At 70.8% G+C, this 25,890-nt stretch carries 22 protein-coding genes and 1 tRNA gene; 9 read left to right on the top strand and 14 right to left on the bottom strand.

The features are described 5' to 3' along the window. From LLS1_RS16775 to galT, 3 genes are read right to left on the bottom strand one after another with little or no spacing between them, the layout of a single operon-like run. Complete coding sequence (locus LLS1_RS16775; protein ID WP_226657338.1) at window positions 1-816, bottom strand: MBL fold metallo-hydrolase; 816 nt, start codon at window positions 814-816, stop codon at window positions 1-3. Between the two features lie 58 nt (window positions 817-874). After that, entirely contained in the window at window positions 875-2,035 is a 1,161-nt protein-coding gene (gene galK / locus LLS1_RS16770; RefSeq protein ID WP_226657336.1) for a galactokinase, read from the bottom strand. After that, window positions 2,032-3,228 (bottom strand): galactose-1-phosphate uridylyltransferase, encoded by a 1,197-nt coding sequence (gene galT, locus LLS1_RS16765; protein WP_226657334.1) that lies wholly within the window; start codon window positions 3,226-3,228, stop codon window positions 2,032-2,034. Before galT ends, galK begins: the two co-directional genes overlap by 4 nt. Before the next feature lie 82 nt (window positions 3,229-3,310). Here galT and LLS1_RS16760 point away from each other — a divergent pair, with 82 nt between their 5' ends. Together LLS1_RS16760 and LLS1_RS16755 are read left to right on the top strand one after the other, a co-directional pair. Next, complete coding sequence (locus LLS1_RS16760; protein ID WP_226657332.1) at window positions 3,311-4,120, top strand: DeoR/GlpR family DNA-binding transcription regulator; 810 nt, start codon at window positions 3,311-3,313, stop codon at window positions 4,118-4,120. A 4-nt stretch (window positions 4,121-4,124) separates the two neighbouring features. Then, window positions 4,125-5,060: an aldose 1-epimerase family protein gene (locus tag LLS1_RS16755; RefSeq protein WP_226657330.1), complete on the top strand. Its 936-nt coding sequence runs from the start codon at window positions 4,125-4,127 to the stop codon at window positions 5,058-5,060. On the opposite strand, the gene LLS1_RS16750 is transcribed toward LLS1_RS16755, so the two are convergent. Beyond that, window positions 5,039-5,743: an SDR family oxidoreductase gene (locus tag LLS1_RS16750; protein WP_226657328.1), complete on the bottom strand. Its 705-nt coding sequence runs from the start codon at window positions 5,741-5,743 to the stop codon at window positions 5,039-5,041. The genes LLS1_RS16755 and LLS1_RS16750 overlap by 22 nt on opposite strands. A gap of 91 nt (window positions 5,744-5,834) precedes the next feature. Here LLS1_RS16750 and LLS1_RS16745 point away from each other — a divergent pair, with 91 nt between their 5' ends. Together LLS1_RS16745 and LLS1_RS16740 are read left to right on the top strand one after the other, a co-directional pair. Continuing rightward, complete coding sequence (locus LLS1_RS16745) at window positions 5,835-6,437, top strand: TetR/AcrR family transcriptional regulator (protein WP_226657326.1); 603 nt, start codon at window positions 5,835-5,837, stop codon at window positions 6,435-6,437. Window positions 6,438-6,664: 227 nt separating this feature from the next. Beyond that, window positions 6,665-7,429 carry an Ig-like domain-containing protein gene (locus LLS1_RS16740; protein WP_226657324.1) on the top strand — a complete coding sequence of 255 codons (765 nt, stop codon included), beginning with the start codon at window positions 6,665-6,667 and terminating at the stop codon, window positions 7,427-7,429. Between the two features lie 59 nt (window positions 7,430-7,488). Here LLS1_RS16740 and LLS1_RS16735 read toward each other — a convergent pair whose 3' ends face one another. Continuing rightward, a complete protein-coding gene (locus LLS1_RS16735) occupies window positions 7,489-8,586 on the bottom strand; it encodes a calcium:proton antiporter (protein ID WP_226657322.1) in 1,098 nt (365 codons plus the stop codon). Between the two features lie 121 nt (window positions 8,587-8,707). Here LLS1_RS16735 and LLS1_RS16730 point away from each other — a divergent pair, with 121 nt between their 5' ends. Together LLS1_RS16730 and LLS1_RS16725 are read left to right on the top strand one after the other, a co-directional pair. Then, window positions 8,708-9,343, top strand: a complete 636-nt coding sequence (locus tag LLS1_RS16730; RefSeq protein WP_226657320.1) for a DUF4232 domain-containing protein — start codon at window positions 8,708-8,710, stop codon at window positions 9,341-9,343. Between the two features lie 22 nt (window positions 9,344-9,365). Then, complete coding sequence (locus LLS1_RS16725) at window positions 9,366-10,643, top strand: chloride channel protein (protein ID WP_226657318.1); 1,278 nt, start codon at window positions 9,366-9,368, stop codon at window positions 10,641-10,643. Window positions 10,644-10,710: 67 nt separating this feature from the next. Here LLS1_RS16725 and LLS1_RS16720 read toward each other — a convergent pair whose 3' ends face one another. Further along, complete coding sequence (locus LLS1_RS16720) at window positions 10,711-12,777, bottom strand: HtaA domain-containing protein (protein ID WP_226657316.1); 2,067 nt, start codon at window positions 12,775-12,777, stop codon at window positions 10,711-10,713. Window positions 12,778-13,003: 226 nt separating this feature from the next. Continuing rightward, a tRNA-Lys gene (locus LLS1_RS16715) sits at window positions 13,004-13,076 on the bottom strand. Window positions 13,077-13,135: 59 nt separating this feature from the next. On the opposite strand from LLS1_RS16715, the gene LLS1_RS16710 reads away from it, so the two are divergent. From LLS1_RS16710 to LLS1_RS16700, 3 genes are all read left to right on the top strand, one after another. After that, window positions 13,136-13,768, top strand: a complete 633-nt coding sequence (locus tag LLS1_RS16710; protein ID WP_226657314.1) for a DNA-directed RNA polymerase subunit beta — start codon at window positions 13,136-13,138, stop codon at window positions 13,766-13,768. 230 nt (window positions 13,769-13,998) lie between these two features. Then, complete coding sequence (gene sigK, locus LLS1_RS16705) at window positions 13,999-14,559, top strand: ECF RNA polymerase sigma factor SigK (protein WP_223357742.1); 561 nt, start codon at window positions 13,999-14,001, stop codon at window positions 14,557-14,559. Further along, window positions 14,556-15,371 carry an anti-sigma factor gene (locus LLS1_RS16700; RefSeq protein WP_226657313.1) on the top strand — a complete coding sequence of 272 codons (816 nt, stop codon included), beginning with the start codon at window positions 14,556-14,558 and terminating at the stop codon, window positions 15,369-15,371. The genes sigK and LLS1_RS16700 overlap by 4 nt, the downstream gene beginning before the upstream one ends. 102 nt (window positions 15,372-15,473) lie before the next feature. Here the strand turns inward: LLS1_RS16700 and pstB are convergent, their stop codons facing one another. The 7 genes from pstB to LLS1_RS16665 all read right to left on the bottom strand — a co-directional run bounded on the left by pstB (window position 15,474) and on the right by LLS1_RS16665 (window position 25,848). Then, window positions 15,474-16,253 (bottom strand): phosphate ABC transporter ATP-binding protein PstB, encoded by a 780-nt coding sequence (pstB, locus tag LLS1_RS16695; protein ID WP_223357740.1) that lies wholly within the window; start codon window positions 16,251-16,253, stop codon window positions 15,474-15,476. Between the two features lie 29 nt (window positions 16,254-16,282). After that, window positions 16,283-17,380: a phosphate ABC transporter permease PstA gene (pstA, locus tag LLS1_RS16690; RefSeq protein ID WP_226657311.1), complete on the bottom strand. Its 1,098-nt coding sequence runs from the start codon at window positions 17,378-17,380 to the stop codon at window positions 16,283-16,285. Next, entirely contained in the window at window positions 17,380-18,327 is a 948-nt protein-coding gene (gene pstC / locus LLS1_RS16685) for a phosphate ABC transporter permease subunit PstC (protein WP_226657309.1), read from the bottom strand. Before pstC ends, pstA begins: the two co-directional genes overlap by 1 nt. A gap of 101 nt (window positions 18,328-18,428) precedes the next feature. Further along, the gene (gene pstS, locus LLS1_RS16680) at window positions 18,429-19,523 is read right to left on the bottom strand and encodes a phosphate ABC transporter substrate-binding protein PstS (protein WP_226657307.1); all 1,095 of its coding nucleotides are present in this window, start codon (window positions 19,521-19,523) and stop codon (window positions 18,429-18,431) included. 145 nt (window positions 19,524-19,668) lie between these two features. Beyond that, window positions 19,669-22,671 carry a DEAD/DEAH box helicase gene (locus LLS1_RS16675; protein WP_226657305.1) on the bottom strand — a complete coding sequence of 1,001 codons (3,003 nt, stop codon included), beginning with the start codon at window positions 22,669-22,671 and terminating at the stop codon, window positions 19,669-19,671. A 43-nt stretch (window positions 22,672-22,714) separates the two neighbouring features. After that, the gene (locus LLS1_RS16670; protein ID WP_223357735.1) at window positions 22,715-23,653 is read right to left on the bottom strand and encodes an NUDIX domain-containing protein; all 939 of its coding nucleotides are present in this window, start codon (window positions 23,651-23,653) and stop codon (window positions 22,715-22,717) included. Beyond that, window positions 23,650-25,848: an RNA degradosome polyphosphate kinase gene (locus LLS1_RS16665; RefSeq protein ID WP_223357734.1), complete on the bottom strand. Its 2,199-nt coding sequence runs from the start codon at window positions 25,846-25,848 to the stop codon at window positions 23,650-23,652. The genes LLS1_RS16670 and LLS1_RS16665 overlap by 4 nt, the downstream gene beginning before the upstream one ends. Window positions 25,849-25,890 lie beyond the last annotated feature (42 nt).

Genomic DNA, 25,890 nt, shown 5'->3' with positions numbered 1-25,890 from the left:
TTAGCCAGCCTCGGCGGGCCGCTCCCTGCTCTCGTCGACCACGATGAAGCGCTTGCGCACGACGCGCCCGTCGGGGGAGCCCGGCAGTTCGTCGAGCGCATCCCGCACCCGGTTCAGGATGCGCGGCGGGAGCTCCAGGGGCGGTTCGTCGGGCTGATCGATGGTCCCGGGCGGGTAGACGACGCCCGGCTCCCGCGACATCTCGATGTGGGCGCCTCTCAGCTCGCGCACGCGCACCGGCGCCGCGTCGCGGAACCGGATCAGGCGGTCGATGGTGGCCCGGTACTGCCCGGGATCGCGGATGTAGAGGTGCGCGGGAAGCACGGTGTCGCCGGTGAGCAGGATCCCGGTCCGACGGTCGAAGAACACGACGGCGGACGGTTCGTGGCCGGGGCCGCCGATGACGTCGATCGGGCGCTGGCCGAGGTCGTATTCGACGATCTCGTCCGGCCAGGCGCGGAAGCCGAAGAAGGAGATGACCTGCGCCGGCGTCGTGCCGACGACCGTCGTCGCGGGCCGTGCGGCGAGCAGCAGGTCTCCGGCGATGTGATCCCGGTGGGCGTGCGTGTGGGCGACGACGAGCGGGTACGGCCGCAGGAACACGGCGGGGTTGCGGCGCAGCCAGGTGTCGGTGAGCCGGTCGATCGTCGTGCGCAGCGGGAACACCGACTCGTCGCCGGTCGCGCCGGTGTCCAGCAGGAGCGCGCGACGGCGCCCGAACAGCAGGAACAGGAACGGCGCCTCCCAGTGCGACGACTTGGGCTGTCGCAGCTGCACCGTGTCGGCGTCGAGCCAGGTGATCTCGGGATCCGTCATCCCGTCCATGTTCCTCCCGGCCGGTTGCCGGGAGGTTAACGCCGGGTGAGGCCGGTCGTCAGCTCTCGCGACGCGAGCCCTCCGACGGGACGACGGTGAAGAGGTTCGGCTGGCCGAAGCCGTGCTCGGCGAACGCACCGTCGAGCGCGACCAGGACCCGGCTGACGGTGTCGGCCGGGACCAGCGCGATGGCGGAGCCGCCGAAGCCGCCGCCTGTCATGCGCGCGCCGATCGCGCCGTTCGCCTGCGCCGTCTCGACCGCGAGGTCGAGCTCGGGGACGGAGATCTCGAAGTCGTCGCGCATCGAGGCGTGGGAGGCGTCGAGCAGGTCGCCGATGGCGGTGGGCCCCTGCTCACGCAGGGTCCGGACGGTGTCGAGCACCCGCTGGTCCTCGGTGACGACGTGGCGGACACGGCGGAAGGTCACGTCGTCGAGGATCGCGCGCGCCCGATCGAGGTCCGCGACCGAGACGTCGCGCAGCGAGGGGACTCCGAGCGCGGCCGCACCGGCTTCGCAGGAGGCCCGGCGCTCGGCGTAGCCGCCGGTCGCGTGGGCGTGCTCCACCTGGGTGTCGATGACGACGATCTCGAGTCCGGCCTCGGCAAGACCCAGCGGGACGATCTCCGAGTGGAGGGTGCGGCAATCGAGGAACACGGCCGAGTCGGGCTCGCCGAGCAGGGAGGCGGACTGGTCCATGATCCCGGTCGGGGCGCCCACGGCCACGTTCTCGGAACGCTGCCCGACGCGGGCGAGGGTCTTGCGGTCGAGGCCGACCCGCCAGACGTCGTTGAGCGCGAGTGCGACGGCGCCCTCGATGGCGGCCGACGACGACAGGCCGGCGCCGACAGGGACGTTCGAATCGATCAGCAGGTCGAAGCCGGGCACGGCGGCCAGGTCGGCGCCGAACTCGCCGAGCGCCCAGGTGACGCCGAGCGGGTAGGCGGACCAGCCCGCGAGGGCGTCGGGCGTGAGCGCGTCGAGGTCGATCTCGACCAGCTCGTCGGCGAAGGTGCTGCCGACGCGCACGGTGCGGTCCTCCCGGAGTCCGAGCGCGGCGACGGTGCGCCGGTTGATCGCGAACGGGAGCACGAAGCCGTCGTTGTAGTCGGTGTGCTCGCCGATGAGGTTCACCCGGCCGGGGGAGGACCACACGCCGTCGGGCCGGCGGCCGAACACCTCGGCGAAGTCGTCGCGGACGCCGGAGCGCAGATCGGTCATCGGTCGGCCTTTCGGTCGGAGGTGGTGGCGGGGGTGACGGTGACCAGGCCGGAGATGCCCGAGGGCAGCGCGCCGACCGGGTTCTCGCGGTCGGCCCGCGCGACCGCCTCGCGGAGCGCCTCAGCGGACTTCTCCGGCGGGACGTCGCCGATCCAGGCGCCCATCGCGGCTTCGGAGCCGGCCAGGAACTTCAGCTTATCCGCGGCACGGCGGGGCGAGGTGATCTGCAGCATGAGACGGATCTCGTCGCGACGCACGTCGACCGGAGCCTGGTGCCAGGCCGCGATGTACGGCGTGGGGGAGTCGTAGAGGGCGTCGACGCCGCGCAGCACGCGCAGGTAGAGCGTCGCCAGTTCGTCGCGCTCGGCGTCGTTCGTCTCCGCGAAATCCGCGACGTGGCGGTGGGGGAGTACGTGGACCTCGATGGGCCAGCGGGCGGCGAACGGCACGAACGCCGTCCAGTGCTCCCCGGCGAGCACGACCCGCTCGGAGGCGCGCTCGCGTTCGAGGATGTCGGCGAAGAGCGTGGGGCCGTACGCGTCGAGCGAGCGGATCAGCGCGCTCGTCCGCGGGGTGATGTACGGGTACGAGTAGATCTGCCCGTGCGGGTGGTGCAGGGTGACGCCGATCGCCTCCCCGCGGTTCTCGAAGGGGAACACCTGGCGGACGCCCGGCAGCGCGGACAGCACCGCGGTGCGGTCGGCCCAGGCCTCGATCACGGTGCGGGCGCGGGACGGCGTGAGACTCCCGAACGAACCGCTGGTCGCCGGGCTGAAGCAGACGACCTCGCAGCGGCCGACGGAGGTGCGCGTGCGGCCGAGACCGACCTCGGCCAGGTCGTCGAGACCGAGCGGGGCGTCGGCGTCCTCCAGCAGCGGACCGAAGGATGGCGACTTGTTCTCGAAGACGGCGACGTCGTAGACGCTCGGGATCTCCGACGGGTTGCTCGGGGTGGCCGGGGCGAGCGGGTCGAGTTCGGCCGGCGGCAGCATGACGCGGTTCTGGCGGGCGGCCGCGATCGACACCCACTCGCCGGTGAGCGGATCCTGGCGCATCGTCGCCGTCGCGGGACGGGGTGCGGGCTCGCGCAGGTCGGGCGCGCGGTCGGGAGCCAGCGTCGAGTCCGCGTCGTCGTAGTAGATGAGGTCCCGGCCGTCGGAGAGGACGTGCGGGCGCTTGGTGATGGAAGCCATGCCAGCCTTTCGATTCCGAAAGCAAATGTACCGATTGGCTTTCGTATTGACAACCAAACGCAAGCCGAACAGCATAAGGCGTATGAGCGAATCGCCGCGCGACCCGCTGCCCGCCGCCCTCCGCCGTGAGCGGATGCTCGACCTGATCGGACGTGCCGGCTTCGTGAGGGTCAGCGAGCTGAGCGAGGCGTTCCAGGTCTCCGACGTCACGGTGCGCAGCGACCTCGACGCTCTGGACGAGCAGCAGAGCATCCGGCGAGTCCACGGTGGCGCGGTGCTGCGCGGCGCCGGGATGCGCGAAGCGAGCTTCGAGGAGGCTCTGGAAGCCTCCGCCGACGAGAAGCGCGCGATCGGCCTCGCTGCGGCGTCGCTCGTGACGTCCGGCAGCAGTGTGCTCCTCGACGTCGGCACGACCACCGCGGCCATCGCGCGCGCCCTCGTCGACCGGGAGGAACTGACCGACGTGACCGTGATCACCAACGGCCTGACGATCGCGCTCGAGCTGGAGCGCGCCATCCCGCGCTTCCAGGTCGTCGTCACCGGCGGCACCCTGCGGCCGCTGCAGCACTCGCTCGTCGAACCGCTCGCCTCCAGCCTGCTCGAGCGTGTGCACGCGGACCTCGCGTTCATCGGCTGCACCGGAGTCCACCCGAGCGGCGGGATCACCAACGTGAACCTGCCGGAGGCCGACCTCAAGCGGGCGATGGTGACCACCGCAGAGCGGGCGGTCGTGGTCGCGGACGGCTCCAAGCTCGGCCGGACGCATCTCGGACGCATCGCGGGGGTGGATGAGGTCGCCGCCCTCATCACCGGTGCCTCCGCGCTCTCCCCTCAGCTCGCCGCCCTGCGCGGGGCCGGGCTGCCCGTGACCGTCGCCGCGGGCCTAGGCTGAGCCCATGCGAGCACCCACCGGCGATCAGTACGACCTCGAGTTCGGCGACCTCACCGCGACCATCACACAGGTCGCGGCGGGCATCCGCACCCTCCGCTATGCCGGCGTCGACCTGACGGAGCCGTTCGCGGAGGGGGCGACGCCGCCGTCCGCCGACGGGATCGTCCTCGTGCCGTGGCCCAATCGTGTGAAGGACGGCCGCTGGGAGCTCGACGCAACGGCTCAGCAGCTCGCGCTCACGGAGCCCGCGCTCGGCAACGCGAGTCACGGCCTCCTGCGCTTCTCGCCATACACCCTGGTCGCCCGCACCGATTCCTCCGTCACGCAGGCGGCGACGATCTACCCGCAGGCGGGGTACCCGTTCCTGCTCGACACCGTGGTCGAGCACGAACTCGACACGGAAGGCCTCACCGTCACCCACACCGTCGCGAACGCCGGTGAGCGGCGTGCGCCGGTCGCGATCGGCGCACACCCCTACCTGCGCATCGGAGACGTGCCCGCCGACCAGCTCACGCTCACCGTCGCGGCCGCCACACGCTACGAGACCGACGACCGCCTGAACGTGACGGGGACGGCCCCGGTCGCCGGAACCCGTTTCGACCTCTCCGCCGGCGTGCGCGTGAGCGACCTCGACGTCAACGACGGGTTCGGCGGCCTCGCCGAGCGGCCGGAGCACGCCCTCGCCGCCGACGACGGCCGCCGGGTCGTGCTCTGGAGCGACCCCGCGTTCGCCTACGTGCAGGTCTTCACCCACCGCTCGTTCGCCACGAAGGAGCCGGGCGACGTGGCGCTCGCCGTGGAGCCGATGACCGCGCCCGCGAACGCGCTGAACTCGGGAGAGGGGCTGCGCTGGCTCGAGCCGGGCGAGGAGTGGACGGTGCGCTGGGGGATCCGGCCGGAGGGCTTCGCCGGGTCGTCCTATCTGGCCAGCTGGGGGTAGAGCGCGCGCACGTCCTCGTGGAGCTTGGACTTCACGTGCCGGGCGACATCGCCGACGATCGCCTCCGCCTCTCCGGCCCGCACGGCCTCGAGCGCCTCGTCGACGACCTGCGCCGGCGGTACCTTCACGCCCTCCGCCCCCGCCGCCATCTCGGTGTCGACGTAGCCGACGTGCACCCCGACGACCTGGATGCCCGCGGGTGCCAGCTCGACGCGCGCCGAGTTGCTGGCGGACCACAGGGCCGCCTTGGTCGCGCTGTAGGAGCCGAGCGCCAGCCAGCTGAGCGCGGAGTGCATGTTCACGATCGCGCCGCCGCCGTTGCGCTCGATCGCCGGCGCGAGCGCGCGGGTGACGAGCACCGGACCCCAGAAGTTCGTGTCGAACTCGCGGCGGATCTCCTGCAGGTCGCCCGAGACGAGCGACTGGTTGACGGCGATGCCGGCGTTGTTGACGAGCACGCTGATGTCGGATGCGGTTTCGGCGGCGCGGCGGATGCTCTCCGGGTCGGTCACGTCGAGGGCGAGCGGGACGACGCGCGGGTCGCGGACGGCCACGGTCTCGGGCCGGCGGGCGGCGGCGTAGACCTTCGTGGCCCCGTGGTCGAGCAGACCGGTGACGAAGGCGGCGCCGAGTCCGCGGTTGGCGCCCGTGACGAGGGCGATGCGTCCGTTCAGGTCGGTCATGAGTCGGTCCTCCAAAAGTAAACTGATCGGTGTACTCGGCAATGTAAACAGATCGGTTTACTTTGCGCAAGCGGGCCTCTAGAATCGCTGGATGACCTCCACAGCCGATGCCGCGCCCGTCACGCCGCCCGCGCCCCGGCCCAAGCCGCGCGAGCGGGTGCTCGCCGCCGCCGCCCGCCTGTTCATCGGGGAGGGAGTCGGCGCCGTCGGAGTGGACCGCATCGCGCAGGAGGCTGCGGTCTCCAAGCGCTCGATCTACCAGCACTTCGACGGCAAGGACGCGATCGTCGCCGAGATGCTGCAGGAGTACGGTCCGCGGGTGGTCGCCAGCTACTTCACGGAGGACGACCGGCGCTCCCCGCGCGACCGCGTCCTCCACGTCTTCGACGCCCTGCACGAAGCTGCGCGCTCCAGCGATTTCTACGGCTGCCCGTTCGTCAACGTGGCCACCGAGCTCCGCGATCGCGAGCACCCGGCCGCCCACGTGGCGCGCCACTTCAAGGGCCGGCTCACGGACTTCTTCCAGCGGCAGGCCGAGGCGGCGGGCGCCGCAGATCCGCACGTGCTCGCCGTCCAGCTCACGCTGCTCTTCGACGGCGCCTCCGCGAGCGCCGCGCTCTGCGGTGGAACCCCGCTCGCCGCCCGCCGCGCGGCGGAGCAGCTCTTCGACGCCGCGGTGGGCGCCCGCCGCTGAGGCGTCCGGCGTCGCCTACGCGGTCGGCGACAGACGAGCCCTGAATTCACCGTTCGGTGTTCCGGGGGCGTGAAGCGACGACTGCCCTCTCTCGACGGTCGCCTACTGAGATCTCTGAGGATATTTCGGAGACGCCGTTCTGCGGGGGTTGCACTGTTTCGGGTCAAAGCGGGTTCCGATGCCCGTCCCCGACCTCCCGCACCCAACCCGAACAGATTGAGACCACCATGAGTCGTTCCCTCCGCACGCTCGTCATCGGCGCGGCGGTCGCCGTCGGCGCCATCGTCTGCGTCCCTGCCGTCGCCTCCGCAGCCCCCATCGTCCCGGCCGCCGCAGAAGAGGTGACCCTCTCGACCCCGCCATTCGGTTCGACGGTGGCTCCCGGCCAGGTGTACTCCGGCACGATCGTCTATGCGGGCGTGACCGAAGGCGACAGTATCCGGCTCGCCGGAACACCGATCGAGGGCGGCGCGCAGAGCGCGTGCGACCAGGGAGTCGCCCTGGGCGCCGGAACGGTCGGCGTGGGCGGTTCGTTCGCTATCGCGGCGACCGGGACGCTACCCGACGGACTGTCGCTGATCCATGTCTGCCACGCGCGCGTCAGCTTCGGTGGCCTTTACACGATGGACAACCCTTTCGAGCTTCGCTCGCCCGCCCCGAGCGAAGCGCTCCCGGTGGACGCGCCGGTGCTGAGCGGCGTCGGCAGCCCCGGGTCCACCGTGGAGGCGACCTCCGCCGACGGCACCGCACTCGGTAGCGCCATCGTCGGCGAGGACGGCACGTGGAGGCTGACGCTCGACGGCGCCGCCCAGGGCCCGTCGACGATCACCCTCACTCAGGGTCGCAAGACGATCGAGGCGGGCGTCCTCATCGCCGACGGCGAGGAGTCCACGCCGTTGATCGACCCTCTCACGGGTGCAATGCTCGCCGGTGGCGTCCTGGCTCTCGGCGCGGTCGCGTGGCGTCGGAGCCGAGCCGCCCTCAGGCGCTGACGGCCGCCCGCGCTTGGCTCGCGATCGGCCGACGGAGAACGTGATACCGCGCGGTCGGGCTACGGCGCGATCGACAGGAAGATGAAGGCCGCGAACAGGATCAGGTGGATGCCGCCCTGCATCCGGACCGCGCGGCCGGGCATGAGTGTGAGGATGCTCACCGCGACCGTCAGAGCCAGCAGCACGATCTGGCTGGCACCGAGCCCGAGATGCAGCGCGCCGGGCAGCCAGATCGAAGCGACTGCGATCGCGGGGATCGTGAGTCCGATGCTCGCGATGGCGGAGCCGAGCGCCAGGTTGAGGCTGGTCTGCATGCGGTTGCGCTGTGCGGCCTTGGCGGCGGCGATGCCCTCCGGGAGCAGCACCAGGAGCGCGATGATGACACCCACGAACGACTGCGGCAGGCCGATCCCGGTCACGGCGCGTTCGATCGGCGTCGACTCGAGCTTGGCGAGCCCGACCACCGCGACCAGGGCGACCAGGAGCAGCGCGACGCTGATCAGCGCGGTCCGGGTGGAAGGGGGCTCAGCGTGGCTGTCCTCGTCGTCGGTCCCGTCGTCCGTGTGAGTGACCGGCAGGAAGAAGTCGCGATGCGCCAAGGTCTGGGTGAAGACGAACATGCCGTAGAGGGCGATGGAGGCGAGCGCCGCGAACACGAGCTGGCTGGGTGAGAACTGCGGACCGGGGGTCTCGGTGAAGGTCGGCACCACCATCGTCAGCGTCGCCATGGCGGTGACGGTGGCGAGCGCCGCGCTGCTGCCCTTGGCGTTGAACGAGGACATCGTCCCGCGGCTCGAGCTGAGCAGCAGCGAGAGGCCCACGATGCCGTTCATCGTGATCATCACGGCCGAGAAGACGGTGTCGCGGGCGAGGGACTCCGAGTCTTTGCCGGTCGTCATCAGGGTGACGATCAACGCGACCTCGATCACGGTCACGGCGACCGCCAGCACCAAGGAGCCGAACGGCTCGCCCACGCGGTGGGCCACCACCTCCGCGTGCTGCACCGCGGCGAGGACCGTGCCGCCCAGCACGAAGGCGATGAGGACGACCGCCCACGGCTGCAGCTCCACGGTCCAGAACAGGGCGAGCACCACCACGCCGATGATCGGGACGACGACCGCCCAGTAGCGGATGAGCCAGGACAACGTCGCTTTCATGGGTCCATCCTGCCAGGGTGCACCTCCACGGCGCAGGGGCGAGCAGGCATCGAACCCGCGAATCCCGGCCTGCACGGCGTGCTGTCCGGCCGAGCGCCGCCACTGCTGGTGGGATGGGCCAATGGCCCGTTACCGGATCAGCTCGTCCCGTCCCGCCTCCCGCCTGGCCGCCGCTGCGCTGGCCGCGGGAGCGCTCGTCCTCACGATCGCCGGCTGCTCGCCCTCGGCGTCTCCCACGTCGACACCGGCGGCGTCGACGTCGACGTCCACGCCGACGGGTACCTCCACCCCGCGCCCCACCGGCACCAGCACGTCCGCACCCGTCGACGGGCAGTGCGACACGGCGTCCCTCTCGGGCAGCATCCAGCCCGGGGGAGGAGGAGCGGCGGGCAGCGTGGAGGTGACGCTCGTGCTCACCAACAACGGCGCCACCGAGTGCGCGTTGCAGGGGTGGCCCGGCGTGTCCTTCGTGGGCGACGGCAACGGCACCCAGCTCGGTGCCGCAGCGGACTTCGACCGGAGCACGCCCCACCCGACCGTGACGCTGCAGCCGGGAGGAACCGCGCAGGCGCCGCTCAAGATCGTGCAGGCGCTCAACTACTCCGCCTCCGACTGCAACCCCAAGCAGGCCGATGGATTCCGCGTCTACCCGCCGGGATCCACCGCATCGCTGTTCGTGAAGGACGCCGACGTGACGGCGTGCCAGTCGAACTCGATGTCGCTGCTCACCGTGGGAGCCCTCGTCCCGGGAGCCTGACCCGCTCGGATACGCTGGTGCGGTGCATCCCGCCGCAGCAGCGCGCCGTCCCGGCACCCCGTCCTGGCTGATCCGCCTCGTCGTCGTCACCGCGCTCGTCGGAGTCGGTGGGGGCATCGGCGGCGGCCTGGTCTACCTCGCGCTGCACGGCATCCAGCACCTCGCCTTCGGGTACTCGGAAGGCTCGTTCCTGGAAGGGCTGCTCGAGGCGCCGCCGGTCAGCCGCGTCGTCGCCCTGGTCGTGGCGGGTGTCATCGGCGGTGTCGGCTGGTGGCTGCTGCGCCGGTGGGGGAGCCGGCGCCCCGACCACGCGGTCGTCTCCGTGGAGGCGTCGGTCGGGGGCCGGCGCATGCCCGTCGTCGTGACGCTGATCAACGCGGGCCTGCAGATCGTCATCGTCGGGCTCGGTGCCTCGATCGGCCGGGAGGTGGCACCGCGCGAGGTGGCGGCGCTCTGGGCCGGCTGGCTCGCGGAGCGCGCGGGGGTCTCGGCCCGGGAGCGCCGCATCCTCGTGGCGTGCGGCGCCGGCGCCGGCCTCGCCGCCGTCTACAACGTGCCGCTCGGCGGGGCCGTCTTCGCCGTCGAGATCCTCCTCGCCGAGGTGAGCTTCGCCACGGTGCTGCCGGCGCTCGCGACGTCGGCGATCGCGGCGCTGGTCGCGCGCGTCGTGGTGCCGGCGAATCCGCTCTACGCGGTGGAACAGGTGCCGCTCACGCCGACGATCGTGGCCTGGTCGGTGCTGGCCGGTCCCGTGCTCGGCTTCGCGGCGGTCGGCTTCGTCAAGCTCGCCGGGTTCGCGCAGCGGCACCGCCCGACGTCCTGGGGCATCCTGATCGTGATGCCGCTCGTGTTCGCTGCGGTCGGCGTGGTCTCGCTGTGGCTGCCCGCCGTCCTGGGCAACGGGCGCTCGCTCGGCCAGCTGGCTTTCACGGCGACGCTGCCCGTGCTGCTCGTCTTCGCGACCACCGTTGTCAAGACGGCGGCGACCGTCGGAACGATCGGCGCGGGCGCGGCGGGCGGGACGCTGACGCCGTCGCTCGCCATCGGGGCCGGTCTGGGGCTCACGATCGGAGCGGTCTGGAACCTCGCGTGGCCCGGCGCCCCCCTGGCGGGTTTCGCCTTGATCGGCGCGGCGGCCTTCCTCGCGGTGACCATGCGGGCGCCGTTCACCGCGCTGGTGCTCGTGATGGAGTTCACGAACCAGGGCCTCCAGCTCCTCGCGCCCATCATGCTCTGCATCGCGGGAGCCGTGGCGGTGGGCTACCTCGTCGAGCGCGGGCGCGTCACCGGCGTCGCCTAGCGATGACGAACGGGCGGCCCGGCGTGCTGGTGCATGCCGGGCCGCCCCTCCTCTGCTGAGGTGTCGCTCAGCTGGTCCGCGAGCCGTCCGAGGCCGCTGTGCGCTGCCGTCGGCGGAGCAGGCCGACGGTCGTGACGGCGATTCCGCTCAGGAGGAGCGCACCGGCGCTGACGAACGGCAGGGCCAGGTCCGACCCGGTGCGTGCGAGCGCGTCCGCCGATCCCGACACGGTCGACGCGCCTGTCGTGCCCCTCCCGGAGGTTCCCGATCCTGTCGGGTCTCCCGTTCCCGGCGCGCTGCCGTCGTCGCCTCCTCCGGTGCCCGGCTGGTTGGCCACGGCCGCGGTGAAGGAGACGCCGAACGGGTTCGGCGCCTTCTTGGCGTCCATGCTCGCTCCGGTGGAGTACCACCACGATCGCATCGAGGGGTCGAACCAGTCGATGAACTCGGCCGGGTACGACGAGGCGCTGGCGCCGTAGGTGCGTCCCGCGTAGTCGGGCGTCGCGGTCAGTGTCACGTCGTCTCCCGCGCGCTGCGCCGCGGTTGCGCCGAAGGTCGCGACCACCACGCGGCGGTAGCCGTCGCTCGTCGTGTCGGCAGCGACCGACCACGCTACGTCCATGCTGAGGCTGCCGGACCCGTCGGCAGCGACCGTCAGGATCGGGTTTCCGAGCGTCGAGACGACCTCGGGGGCGAGCGCTGCGTAGTGGCGGAATCGGAAGCCGTCGGTCCACGCGATCGAGGTGGCTCCGGTCGCGGGGTCCGTCCACCCGGTCCCTCCGGTGAACACGAAGTCGTCGCCGGCCAGGTCGACGGCTCCGAGCGCCTCGCGCGTCCAGGCCTTCGCGTACTCGTTGAACGACCAGCTCAGGCGGGCGTTCGCGACGGCTGCTGCTCCCGCCGGGGAGGTCGACGCCGACCCGGCGGCGGGCCCCGCCCACGGCTCGTTCTCCGGGGTCTCGGGCGGTGTCGTGTCGTCCTGTCCGGGCGTCACCGGCTGCGCGGTGATTGCCGGTGCGGCGCCCGAGCGCGAGATCACGCTCATCCGCGCCTGTCCGTACGGGTGGGTGACATAGAGCGTCGCGCCGTCGCCGCTCACTCCCAGCGCCCAGACGTCCGCGTTCCCGGCGCCGGTGCCCGCGGTGACGCCGAGCGCGGTGAAGTCGAGCGTGTGCGACACGGACCAGGTGTCCGGGCTGATCACCGAGAGCGAGTTCGAGAACCCGTTGAGCGTGTAGACCTCGTGGGTGGCCGGATTCACCTCGATCGCCCGGGCCGTCTCGCCGACGACGATCGGCGAGCCGAGTCGCTTCGTGGTGGTGGTGTCGATCGCGACGACGCGGTCCTCGTCCCAGCTGTCGGCGAGGGTGGACTGGACGACGACGTAGAGCTTCGCGAGCTGCTCGTCCACGGCGAGGCGCGCCGGGCGCCCGCCGAGCGCCGTGCCGTCGTAGGCGAACGAGCTGATCGGGATGTTCAGGCTGTCGATCCAGCGACCCGACACCGTGCTGAAGCCGGTCACGACCTTCGCGCGACCCTCCGCGATCCAAATCATGCGGTTCGTCGAGTCGTACACCGCGTCCTTCAGCAGCGGGTAGGCCTGCGTGGAGATCGGTATCTCCGAGCCGACGGTGCCGGTGGCGGGGTCGACCGGCGTGAGACCGTCGTCGAGCACATAGAGCATCCCGCTGTCGGTGTCCTGCACCAGCCCGCCCGCGTAGGTGGGCAGGCCCGTGACCGTGCGGGTGACGGCGCCCGTCGCCGTGTCGACCACCGAGAGGACGCCCTTCCCGTAGTGCAGGACGTAGAGCGTCGAGCGGTCGGCGCTGAGCACGACGTTCTCGGGTGCGGCGGTGCCGAGCGGATACGCGTCGGGACTGGGCGTCCGCGTGGCGGTGTCGAGCCAGGTGACGGCGCCCGGGTCGCTCGAGACGGGCACGTATACACGGCCGCGCGCGTCGTCGACCGCGAGACTGCGCGTCGTGGCGCCGACGGCCACCGTGGACTCGAGGGTGTAGGCGCCGGGGTCGGCGGGGGCGGCCGTCGCCGCGCTGGGGGTGCCGGCGAACGTGCCGACGGCGGCGATTCCGAACGCCGCGACGGCGGCGCTCCACAGGCGGATGGATCGTGACATGGGGATAGAGGGCTCTCGCTTCGGGAGGCGGCCGAGCGGCCGGGCTGGTGAAACTTAGGGTTACCTAAGTGAGGTTAGCCTATCCTTAACATCCCGCCCTCGTCCATCGACGAACCGCGCCTTCAGCACCGGGAGCGTGAGCGCGGAATCGGCACGAATGTCGCGAAAGAACGCCCGGGACTCACGATTCGGCACGAACGTCGCGAGGGATTGCGGGGAAGAGAGGTGGGCCCGGTGGGGCTCGAACCCACGACCCGCGGATTAAAAGTCCGATGCTCTGCCAACTGAGCTACAGGCCCGATCGCTGACTAATCTACCGTGGATCGTTCTCGGCTCGTACCAGGGGGAGAATGGGGCAATGGTTGAACGACACCACAAGCCGGTGACCTTCCCCGGTGGGATGTTCGAGGCGTTCCTGGGCGGGGAGGATCCGGCGCAGATCAGCCGGGTCGCCCACGAGACGGCGCGGGCGCTGCTCGCGCGGGTGCGCGAGAACCCGGATCCGGAGATCGTCGACCGGTTGGTCGCGTACACCGACGCGCACGGGATCGACGCGCTCGCCGAGCTCTGGTCGCGGTCGAACGCGAAGAGCCTGCCGGGGGCGCTGTGGCGAATCTACCTGCTGCGGCTGCTGATCCGGCAGGACGCGGACGGGACGGCCCTGCTCTACCAGCGCGGCACCGAGGTGCTCACCTCGATCGACCCCGTGGTGGCGGGAGCGCCGACGCCGGCAGGCCCGGCGGAGATCACGGAGCTCGCCGACCGCATCCTGCGCGGGCTGTTCGAGGGAGACTTCGCCGGCGCGCTCGACCGTGCCGCCGCGTTCTGCCGGGTGGTCGCCGCCGGAGCCGCGGCGGTCGCGGACGACCGGGACGTCGTCCTCGACACGGAACGCGCCGCCGAGCTCACCACGCGCGCCCTCCGCTTCACGACGACGGCGGAGGAGCTCACGGCGTGCGCGCGCCTCTGGCGGTCGGACTCCCTCGACTGACGCGCGCGGGATCGGGCTCTCAGCGGATTCCCCGTTCTCGGGCGGCGAACGGCACGCCGTCGACGTCCGGCGGGGGATGTGTACTATTGATGGAGCCGGGCCGCAGTAACCCCGGGCTCCAAAACTTGCCGCTCCGAGCGGCCTCGCGCCGAGAGGCGTTCTGCGGCCCGGTTTTTGTGTGCCTCGATGAAGCATGATGCCCCGACCGGCAGCGACAGAGCGGAGACGACGTGGACGACGCCGTAGCCTCGGACCTCGATGCGCTCGTGGTCCGGACCGCGACGGGCGATCAGCAGGCGTTCTCCGCCTTCTACGATCAGACCGCTCCACGCGTGCTCGGCCTCATCCGCCGCGTCCTGATCGACGCCGCACAGTCGGAGGAGGTCGCCCAGGAGGTGTTCCTCGAGGCATGGCAATCCGCTTCGCGTTTCGATCCGAACAAAGGTCGAGCGATGACGTGGATCATGACCATGGCCCATCGTCGAGCGATCGACCGGATCCGGGCGTCCCAGGCGTCCCGCGACCGCGACACCGCTGTGGGTATCCGCGACCTCCCCACGGCGTACGACCAGGTGGCAGAGACGGTCGAGATCCGAGTGGAGCACGAACGAGTGGAGGTGGCCTTGGCGACGCTGAGCGAAGCGCAACGCGCGGCGATCACACTCGCCTACTACGGCGGCCTCAGCCAGAGCGAAGTCGCCGCCGAGCTGGGGATCCCTCTCGGCACAGCGAAGACACGGCTACGGGATGCGATGATACGGCTGCGAGAGGAACTGGGGGTGACACGATGACCGACGAGACCCGCCGCACCCCCGCACGTCTCGGCACCGAGCTGGGCGCCGAGAACGAGCAGGAGGCCCGCGACTTCGAAGCCGTCGCGGCACAGCTCGGCCTCGCTGCCGAGCCCGTCACTCCGCGACCGGAATTGAAGACGGCGCTGTTCGCCGCCCTCCAGACGACGCCGCAGCTGCCCGCCGAGACGACCGATGCCACGGCTGCGCCGCAGGCGCCTGTCGCACCAGCGCCCCCGTCCGTCGCACCAGCGCCCCCGTCCGTCGCACCTGCGCCCGTCGCCACCGCGTCTCCCGCAGCCGCCGCCCCCGCAACCCCCGGCCCCGCCGAGCGTGCCGCCCAGCGCCGCTGGTTCTCGCGGCCGATGGCCATCGCCGCCGCCGCAGCGGCCGCCGTCGTGCTGTTCGTCGGCGGAACGGTCGTCGGCGGCGTCCTCTCCGGCACCGACTCCACCCAGCAGCAGCAGGCCTCCGCCCTCGCGTCCATCAACGCGGCTCCCGACGCCCAGCGGGCGACGGCTGCGGTGACCGGGGGAGGGACGGCGACCCTGGTGTGGTCCGCGAAGCTCGGCACCTCCGCCCTCATCGCGAACGACCTGCCGAGCCTGCCGAAGGACAAGACCTACGAGCTCTGGTACATCCGCGACGGCGAGGCGACGCCGGCCGGCACCATGGACGCGGCCGCCGCGGGCTCGACGTGGAAGGTCCTGGCCGGGACGATGCGCGCCGGCGACACCGTCGGAGTCACGGTCGAGCCGAGCGGAGGCTCGCCTCGCCCCACCACCACCCCCATCGTCGCCATCCCCTCCTGACCGGGGCACCCGCCGAGTACGCAGAAAGTGCGCCGATTCGTCGTGAATCGGCGCACTTTCTGCGTACTCGCGGCCGTTAGGGCGCGCGAAGCTCAGCTCAAGTCAACCGAACCGGCCGGAGACGTAGTCCTCGGTGGCCTGGACGGTGGGGTTCGAGAAGATCTGGTTGGTGTCGTTGTATTCGATGAGCTTGCCGGGCTTGCCGGTGCCCGCGATGTTGAAGAACGCGGTGCGGTCGGAGACGCGCGAGGCCTGCTGCATGTTGTGGGTCACGATCACGATCGTGTACTCGTTCTTGAGCTCCTCGATGAGGTCCTCGATGGCGAGCGTCGAGATCGGGTCGAGGGCCGAGCAGGGCTCGTCCATCAGGAGCACGTCGGGAGAGACCGCGATCGCGCGGGCGATGCAGAGACGCTGCTGCTGGCCGCCCGAGAGGCCCGAGCCCGGGAGGTTGAGGCGGTCCTTGACCTCGTTCCACAGATTCGCGCCCTGCAGGGACTTCTCCACCAGGTCGTCCGCCTCCGACTTCGACATGCGCCGGTTGTTCAGCTTGACGCCGGCGAGCACGTTCTCGCGGATGCTCATGGTCGGGAACGGGTTCGGGCGCTGGAACACCATGCCCACCTGGCGGCGGACCAGCACGGGATCGACGCCCGCGCCGTAGAGGTTGTTGCCGTCGATCAGCACGTCCCCTTCCACGTACGCGCCGGGAATGACCTCGTGCATGCGGTTGAGCGTGCGGAGGAAGGTCGACTTGCCGCAGCCGGACGGGCCGATGAAGGCCGTCACCGTGCGGGGCTCGATCGTGAGGGAGACATCCTCCACGGCGTGGAACTTGCCGTAGTAGACGTTGAGGTCGTTGACTTCGATGCGCTTGGACACGTGTGGATTCCTTGTCTCGGGTGACCGGATCAGCGGCCGTACTTGGGGGCGAAGACCTTGGCGATGATGCGGCCGACGAGGTTCAGCAGCATCACGATGATGATGAGGGCGAGGGCGCCCGTCCAGGCCCGGTCGATCGAGTCCTGCGCGTGCAGGCCCGCCGCCTGGGTGTACTGGGTGTAGACGAACACCGGAAGGGTCATCATCCGGTCGCTGAAGAGGTCGTAGTTCATGCTGGTCGTGAAGCCGGCGACGATCAGCAGCGGCGCCGTCTCGCCGATGACGCGGGCGATGGCGAGCATGACGCCCGTCACCAGCCCGGCGAGGGAGGTCGGCAGCACCACCTTGAGCACGGTGAGCCACTTCGGCACGCCCAGGGCGAGCGAGGCCTCGCGCAGCTCGTTCGGCACGATCCGCAGGATCTCCTCGCTCGAGCGGACGACCACGGGGATCATCAGCACCGAGAGGGCGATCGACCCCATGAAGCCGTTGCGCACAGCCGGACCGAAGATCAGCGCGAAGAGGGCGTACGCGAACAGGCCGGCCACGATCGACGGGATGCCGGTCATCACGTCGACAAAGAAGGTGATGCCGCGGGCGAGCATCCCCCGGCCGTACTCGACCAGGTAGATCGAGGTGAGCAAGCCGATGGGCACCGAGATGAGCGCGGCCATCGCCGTGATGAGCAGTGTGCCGACGATCGCGTGCAGTGCGCCGCCCCCGGCACCGATGACATTGCGCATCGACTCCGAGAAGAACTGGATGTCGAACCGGGCGAGCCCCTGCGCGATCACGGTCCAGCCGAGCGAGATCAGGGGGAGCAGCGCGATGATGAAGGCCGTGGCCACGAGCGAGGTGACCAGGCGGTCCTTCGCCTTGCGGTTGCCTTCGACCAAGAGCGACGTGAGGTAGATCGCGACGTCGAACAGCACCGTGCCGAAGAAGATGGCGCCGACGATGTTGAAGTCCTTCGCCGCGCCGCTCGCGGCGAGGATGGCGAAGACGGCGATGAAGACGGCCCAGGAGCCGACGAGCATCGTCCAGGGGGCCCAGCCGGGCAGCTTGCCGGCCGTGTAGCTGTTGGCCAGCGGGCGGGGACCTGCGGCGGTGGCGGTGGTGGCGGCCATCAGTTCGCTCCCGAGAAGGCCTTGCGGCGGTTGACGATGTAGCGGGCGAGCATGTTGATCAGGAGGGTCACGACGAAGAGGACGAGACCAGACGCGACGAGCGCGTTCACGCCGACGCCGGTGGCTTCGGGGAACTGCAGCGCGATGTTCGCGGCGATCGTGTTCGGGCTCTGCGCCTGCAGCACCGCGAACTTCACGACCAGGGCGGGCGAGAGCACCATCGCGATCGCGAGGGTCTCGCCGAGCGCGCGTCCCAGGCCGAGCATGATCGCCGAGATGATGCCGCTGCGGGCGAAGGGCAGGACGGCCATGCGGACCATCTCCCACTTGGTCGCGCCGAGAGCGAGGGCCGCCTCCTCGTGCAGGCGCGGGGTCTGCAGGAAGATCTCGCGGCAGATGGCGGTCATGATCGGGATGACCATGACGGCGAGCACCAGGGCGGCGGTGAGGATGGTGCGGCCCGTTCCGGAGACCGGCGGGGCGAAGAAGGGGATCCAGCCGAGGTTGTCGCCCAGCCAGGCGTAGAAGGGCTGGACGAAGGAGGCCAGCGTCGCGATGCCCCAGAGACCGAAGACGACAGACGGCACCGCGGCGAGCAGGTCGATGATGTAGCCCAGGGTCTGCGCGACGCGGCGAGGCGCGTAGTGCGAGATGAAGAGGGCGATGCCGATCGACAGCGGCGTGGCGATGAGCAGCGCGATCACGGCGGCCCAGATGGTGCCGAAGACGAGCGGCCAGACCCACGCCCAGAAGTTCGAGGCGTTGTTGGGGAGCTCGCCGGCGCCGGCGAAGAGGGCCGGGACGCTCTGGATGACGAGGAAGAGCGCCACAGCGGCGAGCGTGGCGAGGATGAGCGATCCCGCGACGATGGTGCTCGTGGAGAAGACGCGGTCGCCGAGGCGGACCTTTGCCCTGGGCCTGATTGCTCCTGCGGTTCCGGCGGTCATTCCTGGCTTTCTCTCATCGGGGGTCCCGCGCGGCCGCGGGTGAGGGAGACGTACCGCTCGACCCGGGCCGCGTGTGCAGCCCGGGCCGAGCGGCCGGTGTGTTACTTGATGGTCGCGACGGCCTTGCTCACCTTGGCGGCGAGGTCGGACGCGAGCGGGGCGGAGCCGGCCTGCTCGGCAGCGGCCTTCTGAGCGGCGTCGCTGACGATGTAGTCGACGTAGCCCTTGACGAGGTCCGCCTTGGCGGAGTCGCTGTACTGCTGGCACGCGATGATGTAGGAGACGAGCACGAGGGGCCAGTCGCCCTTCTTGTCGGCCTTGCGGTCGATCGCGATGGCCAGGTCGTTGGCCTCGCGGCCGTCGGCGATCGGGGAGGCGGCCACGACAGCGGCAGCACCGTCGGCGCTGAGCTTCGTGTAGGTGTCGCCGACCTTCAGCTGCGCGATGGAGAGACCGGCCGAGCCCGACTCGTCGATGTAGGTGATCGAGTTCTTGGCGTTCTTGGTGGCGTCCGCGACACCGGAGGTGCCCTTGGCGGCGTCACCGACCTGGAAGGGGAACGTCTGCGACGCCGGAGCGGTCCAGACGTCGGCCGCGTTCGCCGCGAGGTACTCGGTGAAGTTCTGCGTGGTGCCCGAGTCGTCGGAGCGGTGCACGACGGTGATCGGAGCGGACGGGAGCGTGGCGCCCGAGTTCTGGTCCTTGATCTTCGCGTCGTCCCAGGTGGTGATCTTGCCCGAGAAGATGCCGGCGATGGTGTCGGCGTCCAGCTTGAGGTCCTTCACGCCGTCGACGTTGTACGCGATCGCGATCGGAGAGATGTAGACGGGGAGGTCGATGCCCTTGGTGCCCGCGGCGCAGCCGGCGAACGTACCGGAGAGCTCCTCGGTCTTCAGCGCGGCGTCGGAGCCGGCGAAGTCGGCGGCGCCCGAGATGAAGGACTTGCGGCCCGCGCCGGAGCCCTGCGGGTCGTAGTTGACGGTGACCTTGGGGTTGGCCTGCTGGAAGCCGGCGGCCCAGACGGTCTGAGCAGCGCCCTGGGCGGACGAACCGATGCCGTTCAGCGTGCCGGAGAGGTTCGACGGAGCGGCCGACGTGGTCGACGGGGTGCTGCCCTCGTTCGACGCGCACGCGGTCAGAGAGATGGCGGCAGCGGCCAGAACGGCCAGAGGAGCGCCAAGACGCTTCAGTTTCACAGTTGTCCCTTCCGGGGATCAGTAACAACAGGACGGGGCCGGTGCGACCCGCGTGAGACGCTAACGCCGGTGTCTGACCAGCGTCCCCCGCAGTGGTAAACGGAAGGTGAACGAGGGGTGTTGTCTTGGGTCGTGCGCGCGACGGTCAGGCGAGGAGTCCGCGGATGTCGTCCGCGGTCAGGGCCGCGTCGAAACCGGCCCCGCCGTCGAGCACCGCGTCGAACAGCCGTGCCTTCTCGGCTTTGAGCGCCATCACCTTCTCCTCGATGGTGCCGGCGGAGACGAGCCGGTAGACCATCACCGGCGCGGTCTGGCCGATGCGGTGGGCGCGGTCGACGGCCTGCTGCTCGACCGCGGGGTTCCACCACGGATCGAGGAGGAAGACGTAGTCGGCCTCGGTCAGGTTGAGGCCGACGCCTCCCGCGCGGAGGCTGATGAGGAAGACGGGGGCGGATCCGGTGCGGAAGCCGTCGATGACCTCGGCTCGCCGGCGCGTCGTCCCGTCGAGCATCGCGTGGGGGATGCCGGCGGCGGTCAGCCGGGCCGCCGCTTTGGCGAGGTAGCCGGTGAACTGGCTGAAGACCAGGGCGCGATGCCCCTCGGCGATCACGTCGGCGAGCTGCTCCAGCAACGCGTCCAGTTTGCTCGACGGGATGCCGTCGAACTCGCCGTGCGGGTCGTCGGAGGTGTCGATCAGCGCGGCGTCGAGGCTGAGCCGCCGCAGCAGGGTCAGTGACCGGAGCACGTTGAACCGTTGGCGGTCGAGGTCGTCGACCAGGGCCAGGACCTTCTGGCGCTCGCGCTGCAGATAGGCGTCGTACACGCGCCGGTGGCTGGGCGAGAGCTCGACGGTCAGGACCTGATCCTGGCGCGCGGGCAGCTCGGGGGCGACTTGCTCCTTCGTCCGGCGGAGGAGCAGCGGGCGGATGCGGCGGCGCAACGTCTCGAGCCGGACGCCCGCGACATCCTCCCCGGCGGCGATCGGGCGTGCGAAGTGCTGCGTGAACCGGTGGGCGGGCGGCAGCAGCCCCGGAGCGACGATCGCGAAGAGCGCCCACAGTTCCAGGAGATCGTTCTCGAGCGGAGTGCCGGTGATGGCCAGCTTGAAGGGTGCGGGGAAGTCGCGCGCGCGGCGGTGCACCTGCGACTGCCTGTTCTTGACGACCTGTGCCTCGTCGAGCACCAGGCCCGCCCAGTCCAGCGTCGCGAAGTGGTCGGCGTCGAGGCGGAAGAGGGCGTAGGAGGTGACGACGAGGTCGGCGCCGGCGACGGCGTCCCGCAGGCGGGCCGCGCTCCGGACCCCCGCGTCGAGCACCAAGACCGTCAGCCCGGGGGTGAACCGCGCGGCTTCGGCGGCCCAGTTCGACACCACGGAGGCGGGCGCCACGACGAGGAAGGGAAGAGCGGAGTCGGAGTCGTCGCGGGCGGCCTTCGCGTCGGCGATGAAGCTCAACGTCTGCACGGTCTTGCCCAGGCCCATGTCGTCGGCGAGCACGCCGCCCAGGCGGTGCCGCCAGAGGAAGTGCAGCCAGCGGCGGCCGTGCTCCTGGTACGGCCGCAGCGTGGCAGTGGTGGAGGCCGCGTGCGGCGGCGCGTCGCCCATCGGGTCGCCGCCGCGGGTCAGGGCGAGCAGGCCGCCGACGGTCTCGCGCCAGGCATCGTCCAGTTCGGTGTGGTCCGCGAGTTCGTCGAGCTCGTCCCAGACCGCGGCCTGGTAACGGTTGAGCCGCAGGACGCCGGCCTCCCATTCGGGGAAGGTCGAGGCGTCCTGGATGAGCTCGCGCAGCCGGTCGAACACCGGCTGGTCGAGGGGCAGGTAGGTGCGATCGACGAGCAGCAGCTTCTTCGCCCCGCGCGTCAGGGCGGCGAAGAGCGGGGTGAACGGGATGTCGCGGCCGTCGACGCGCACGAGGACGCCCAGGTCGAACCAGTCGGATCCCTCGCCGGGCACGGCGGTGATCGTCAGCTCCGGGGTGTCGGTGATCGCCCGGAAGGCCGGGCGAGTGCCCACCTCCCGGATGCGGAGATCGCCGCGGCCCGCCAGCAGCGGGAGCGTCTCCACCACGAACTCCAGCGCGTCCACGCCGCGGAGCACGGTGGGCACACCGGCGACGAGACCGCCCGGGAGCGGGTCGCGGCCGAGCAGTGCCAGGCGTTGCGCCTCGGCGTCCAGGTCGCTGAACTCGCCCGGTTTCGGCTCGAGGTCCGTCGCGCGTCGCGTGCGGGTCGGGCCGACCTGGTAGAGCCACTCCCAGTGCAGCTCGACGGAGGCGCTCGGCCGGTGCTCGACCACGAGGGACAGCACGGGCGGTGCGATCTGCGGGAAGTCCACGCTCTCGTCCCCGCTCACGACGGAGATGGCCTGCCTCAGCGACGGGTAGGCCTCGTGGAGGAACTCGCGGACATCGGCGGCGGGCACGGGAGGGAGTGGATGCTCCAGGACCGACCGCTGTTCGGGCGTCAGCGGCGTGGCGGTCGGGGCGAGCAGGATCCGGGGCGCTGGGGACCAGTGCACCGCGTACAGGCCGTGGTCGCCGATGCGGCCGACCGACTCCGGAGGGTGGCGCTCGCCGTCGAAGAGCACGACGGTCTCCAGCGTCAACCCGTCGGAGTCCGCGCGGGCGTCGAGCAGCACCTCGGCCGCCCCGCCGAGGTGCACGGTCCCGGCCGCCGTGCCGGTCACGAGCTCGATACCGGCGGCGCCCGCCCCGGCGAGCAGTTCCCACAGCAGGGGGCTCTCGTAGTCGTCGAGGATGATGCGGTCAGGGTCGTCGCCGAGCACGACGGGGGTCGAGCGCTGCAGCGCCGACACCTGGTGGAACCACCGGGTCTGCGCGCGCGAGAGCGACAGCCGGTGCACGTGGTGCTGGACGGTGCTCCAACTGATCCCGGAGGTCTTCCAGCGCCCGGACGGTCCGAGCACCGCGGGGCGCACGGCCAGCACGACGGGTGCGTCCGTGCCCGGCTCGGCGGGGATCGTGCGCGAGGTCGGGCGCTGCCAGCGATCGGTGGGGCGCCGGACCAGCTGCCGCGCCTCGAAGTGGAGCGCGGCTCTCGCGGTGCCCACGGCATCCTCCGTGACCGGGCGCGACAGGTGGGCGAGCGCCTCCCGCCAGGCCGGGCGCGGAGCAGGATCGGGGGAGGTCACCGCGTCACGCTCCCACGGACCTGCGACACCGAGAGGACCGCCGTCACGCCACCGCGGGCGCGTAGGTCTCGATCGAGATGATCCCGGAGGCGGGGTTGGTCGCCGAGAGGTGCACGACTGAGAAGCCGCCGGTGTCGAGGTCGGCCGCGTCGGTGAGGTAGCCGCCCGGCATCGTCCCCGTCGCCAGTGCGATCTCGCGCAGGATCTCGGGCAGCACGGGACCGTGGCTGCAGAGCACGGCGGTCTTGCCGGCGCGTACGCGCTTGCCGATCACGCCGCGGACGTCGCCGCGGCCCTCCTCGTAGGCGTCCTGGCTGATGGCGTGGGTGCGCTGCGGCTGGATGCCGGTGGCGGCGGCGAGCGGCGCGACAGTGGCGACGCAGCGCACGGCGTCGCTCGTCACGATGCGCTTGGGACGCCACGCGAGCAGGGTGGGGACGTCGCCGGCGGCCTGCTTCACGCCGCGGTCGGTGAGCGGCCGGGAGGCGTCGGAGCCGTCCCAGCCTCCACGGGGCTCGGCCTTGCCGTGGCGCAGCGCGATCAGCGAGAACGTCGAGGTGATGCCCTGCTTGACGAAGCCCTCGAAGGCATCCAGGATCTCGACGTCACGCTCGTACGTCAGGTAGCCGCGGGCCTTCTTGACGGTCACCCACTCGACGGCCGCGATCTCGCCGTTCGGCACGAAGGTCGACTGCTCGATCGCGCGGGGGGAGACCTCCGCCGCCCAGTAGTGGACGATCTTCTCGCGGCCGCTGCTGAGCGGATACGACGAGACGCCCAGCGGCAGGCCGAGCGCCACCTTCAGACCGGTCTCCTCGTGGATCTCGCGCACCGCCGTCTGGGGGAGCGTCTCTCCGGGATCGACCTTGCCCTTGGGGATGGTGACGTCGCCGTACTTGGTGCGGTGCACGACGAGCACGACGATCTTGTCGTCCACGACACGCCAGCAGAGGGCGCCCGCGGCGTAGATGGCCTGACTCACCGCCTGGTTCCCGTGCGCTGGCTGCGGGGCCGGTGACTGATCTGCTGCATGAGCTTGTTCTGCAGGTCGATGAGCGGTTTGCCTTCCGGGTCGAGGTGATGGCGGGTCCAGACGCCGTCCTCCGCGAGCGACCAGGACGCGGTGCGGTCGTCGAACGCGAGGTCGAACAGCTCGTCGAGCTCGGCGAGGTGCTCCGGGGAGGTGAGTCGAACCAGGGCCTCGACGCGGCGGTCGAGGTTGCGGTGCATCATGTCGGCGCTGCCGATGTAGACCTGTGGGTCGCCGCCGTTGACGAACGAGAAGACGCGCGAGTGCTCCAGGTACCGGCCGAGCACCGAGCGCACGCGGATGTTCTCGGAGAGCCCCTCGCGCCCGGGGACGAGCCCGCAGATGCCGCGCACCCACAGGTCGATCGGGACGCCCGCCTGGCTGGCACGGTAGAGAGCGTCGATGATGGCCTCGTCGACGATGGAGTTGAGCTTGATGCGGATGCCGGACGGCTTGCCCGCGGCCGCGTTCGCCCGCTCGGTGTCGATGCGTTTGAGCAGCCCCTTGCGCAGGTGCAGCGGGGCGACCAGCAGGCGCTTGAACTTCTTCTCGATCGCGTAGCCCGAGAGCTCGTTGAAGAGGCGGGTCAGGTCTTTGCCGACCTGATCGTCGGCCGTCAGCAGTCCGAGATCCTCGTAGATGCGGGAGGTCTTCGGGTTGTAGTTGCCCGTCCCGATGTGGCTGTAGTGCTTGAGGACGCCCTTCTCCTCACGGATCACGAGCGCGAGCTTGCAGTGCGTCTTGAGCCCGACGAGGCCGTAGACGACGTGAACCCCCGCCTTCTCGAGCTTGCGGGCCCAGGAGATGTTGTTCTGCTCGTCGAAGCGGGCCTTGATCTCGACGAGTGCGAGCACCTGCTTGCCGGCCTCCGCGGCGTCGATGAGCGCCTCCACGATCGGGCTGTCGCCCGACGTGCGGTAGAGGGTCTGCTTGATGGCGAGCACGTGCGGGTCCGCCGCGGCCTGCTCCAGGAACGCCTGCACGCTGGTCGCGAACGACTCGTACGGGTGGTGCAGCAGGATGTCCTGCCGCGACACCGCGGCGAAGATGTTCGGCTTGGCGTTCGGCTCGCTCGGCATGAGCTGTGCCGCGGTGGTGGGCACGTGGTTCGGGTAGTGCAGGTCGGGCCGGTCGATGCGGGCCAGATCGAAGAGGCCGCCGAGGTCGAGCGGCGCGGGGAGGCGGTAGACCTCCTGCTCGGTGACGTCGAGCTCGCGCACGAGCAGTCCGAGCGTCACGTCGTCCATGTCGTCCGTGACCTCGAGGCGGATCGGCGGCCCGAACCGCCGGCGCAGCAGTTCGCGCTCGAGCGCCTGGATGAGGTTCTCCGTCTCGTCCTCGTCGATCTCGACGTCCTCGTTGCGGGTGACCCGGAAGACGTGGTGGTCGAGGATCTCCATGCCGGGGAAGAGGTCGCCGAGGTGGTTGGCGATGAGGTCTTCGAGCGGGATGAAGCGCACCTCGCCGAGGCCCTCGCGCTGGTCGATGCGCACGAAGCGCGGCAGCATCTGCGGCACCTTGAGGCGGGCGAACTGCTCCTTGCCCGTGCGCGAGTTGCGCACCCGCACCGAGAGGTTGAGCGAGAGGCCGGAGATGTAGGGGAACGGATGCGCCGGGTCGACGGCGAGCGGCATCAGCACGGGGAAGATCTGCTGCGAGAACACCTCCCTCATCTGCACCTTGTCGGCCTCGTCGAGCTGGTCCCAGGTGGCGACGGAGATGCCCGCCGCGTCGAGCGCGGGCTCGACGAGCTCGTTGTAGGCGCGCGCGTGCCGCTCCTGCAGTTCGTGCGCCTTCAGGGAGATGTCGGCCAGGACGTCCTGCGGCGCGCGGCCGACGTTGGTCGGCACCGCGAGACCGGTCGCGATCCGACGCTTGAGGCCGGCGACGCGCACCATGAAGAACTCGTCGAGATTGCTCGCGAAGATCGCCAGGAAGTTGGCGCGCTCGAGGACCGGGAGCAGCGGGTCCTCCGCGAGTTCGAGCACGCGCTGGTTGAAGGCGAGCCAGCTGAGCTCTCGATCGAGGTAGCGGTCGCCCGGGAGGTCGGGGTCGGGTTCGTAGATGAACGGCGCGAAGTCGTCGTCGAAGTCGCTGCCCAGGCTTCCGGTCAGCCCGCTGTCGAGAAGGATGTCGTCCGCGTCCATCCCCCCATCTTGGCACTCGACCACGGAGTGCGGGACGGACTG

The sequence above is a fragment of the Leifsonia sp. LS1 genome (assembly GCF_020521355.1).
Classification (GTDB): domain Bacteria; phylum Actinomycetota; class Actinomycetes; order Actinomycetales; family Microbacteriaceae; genus Leifsonia.
Note: the sequence above shows the minus strand (reverse complement) of the source record. Positions and strands in the feature narration are given on the sequence as shown.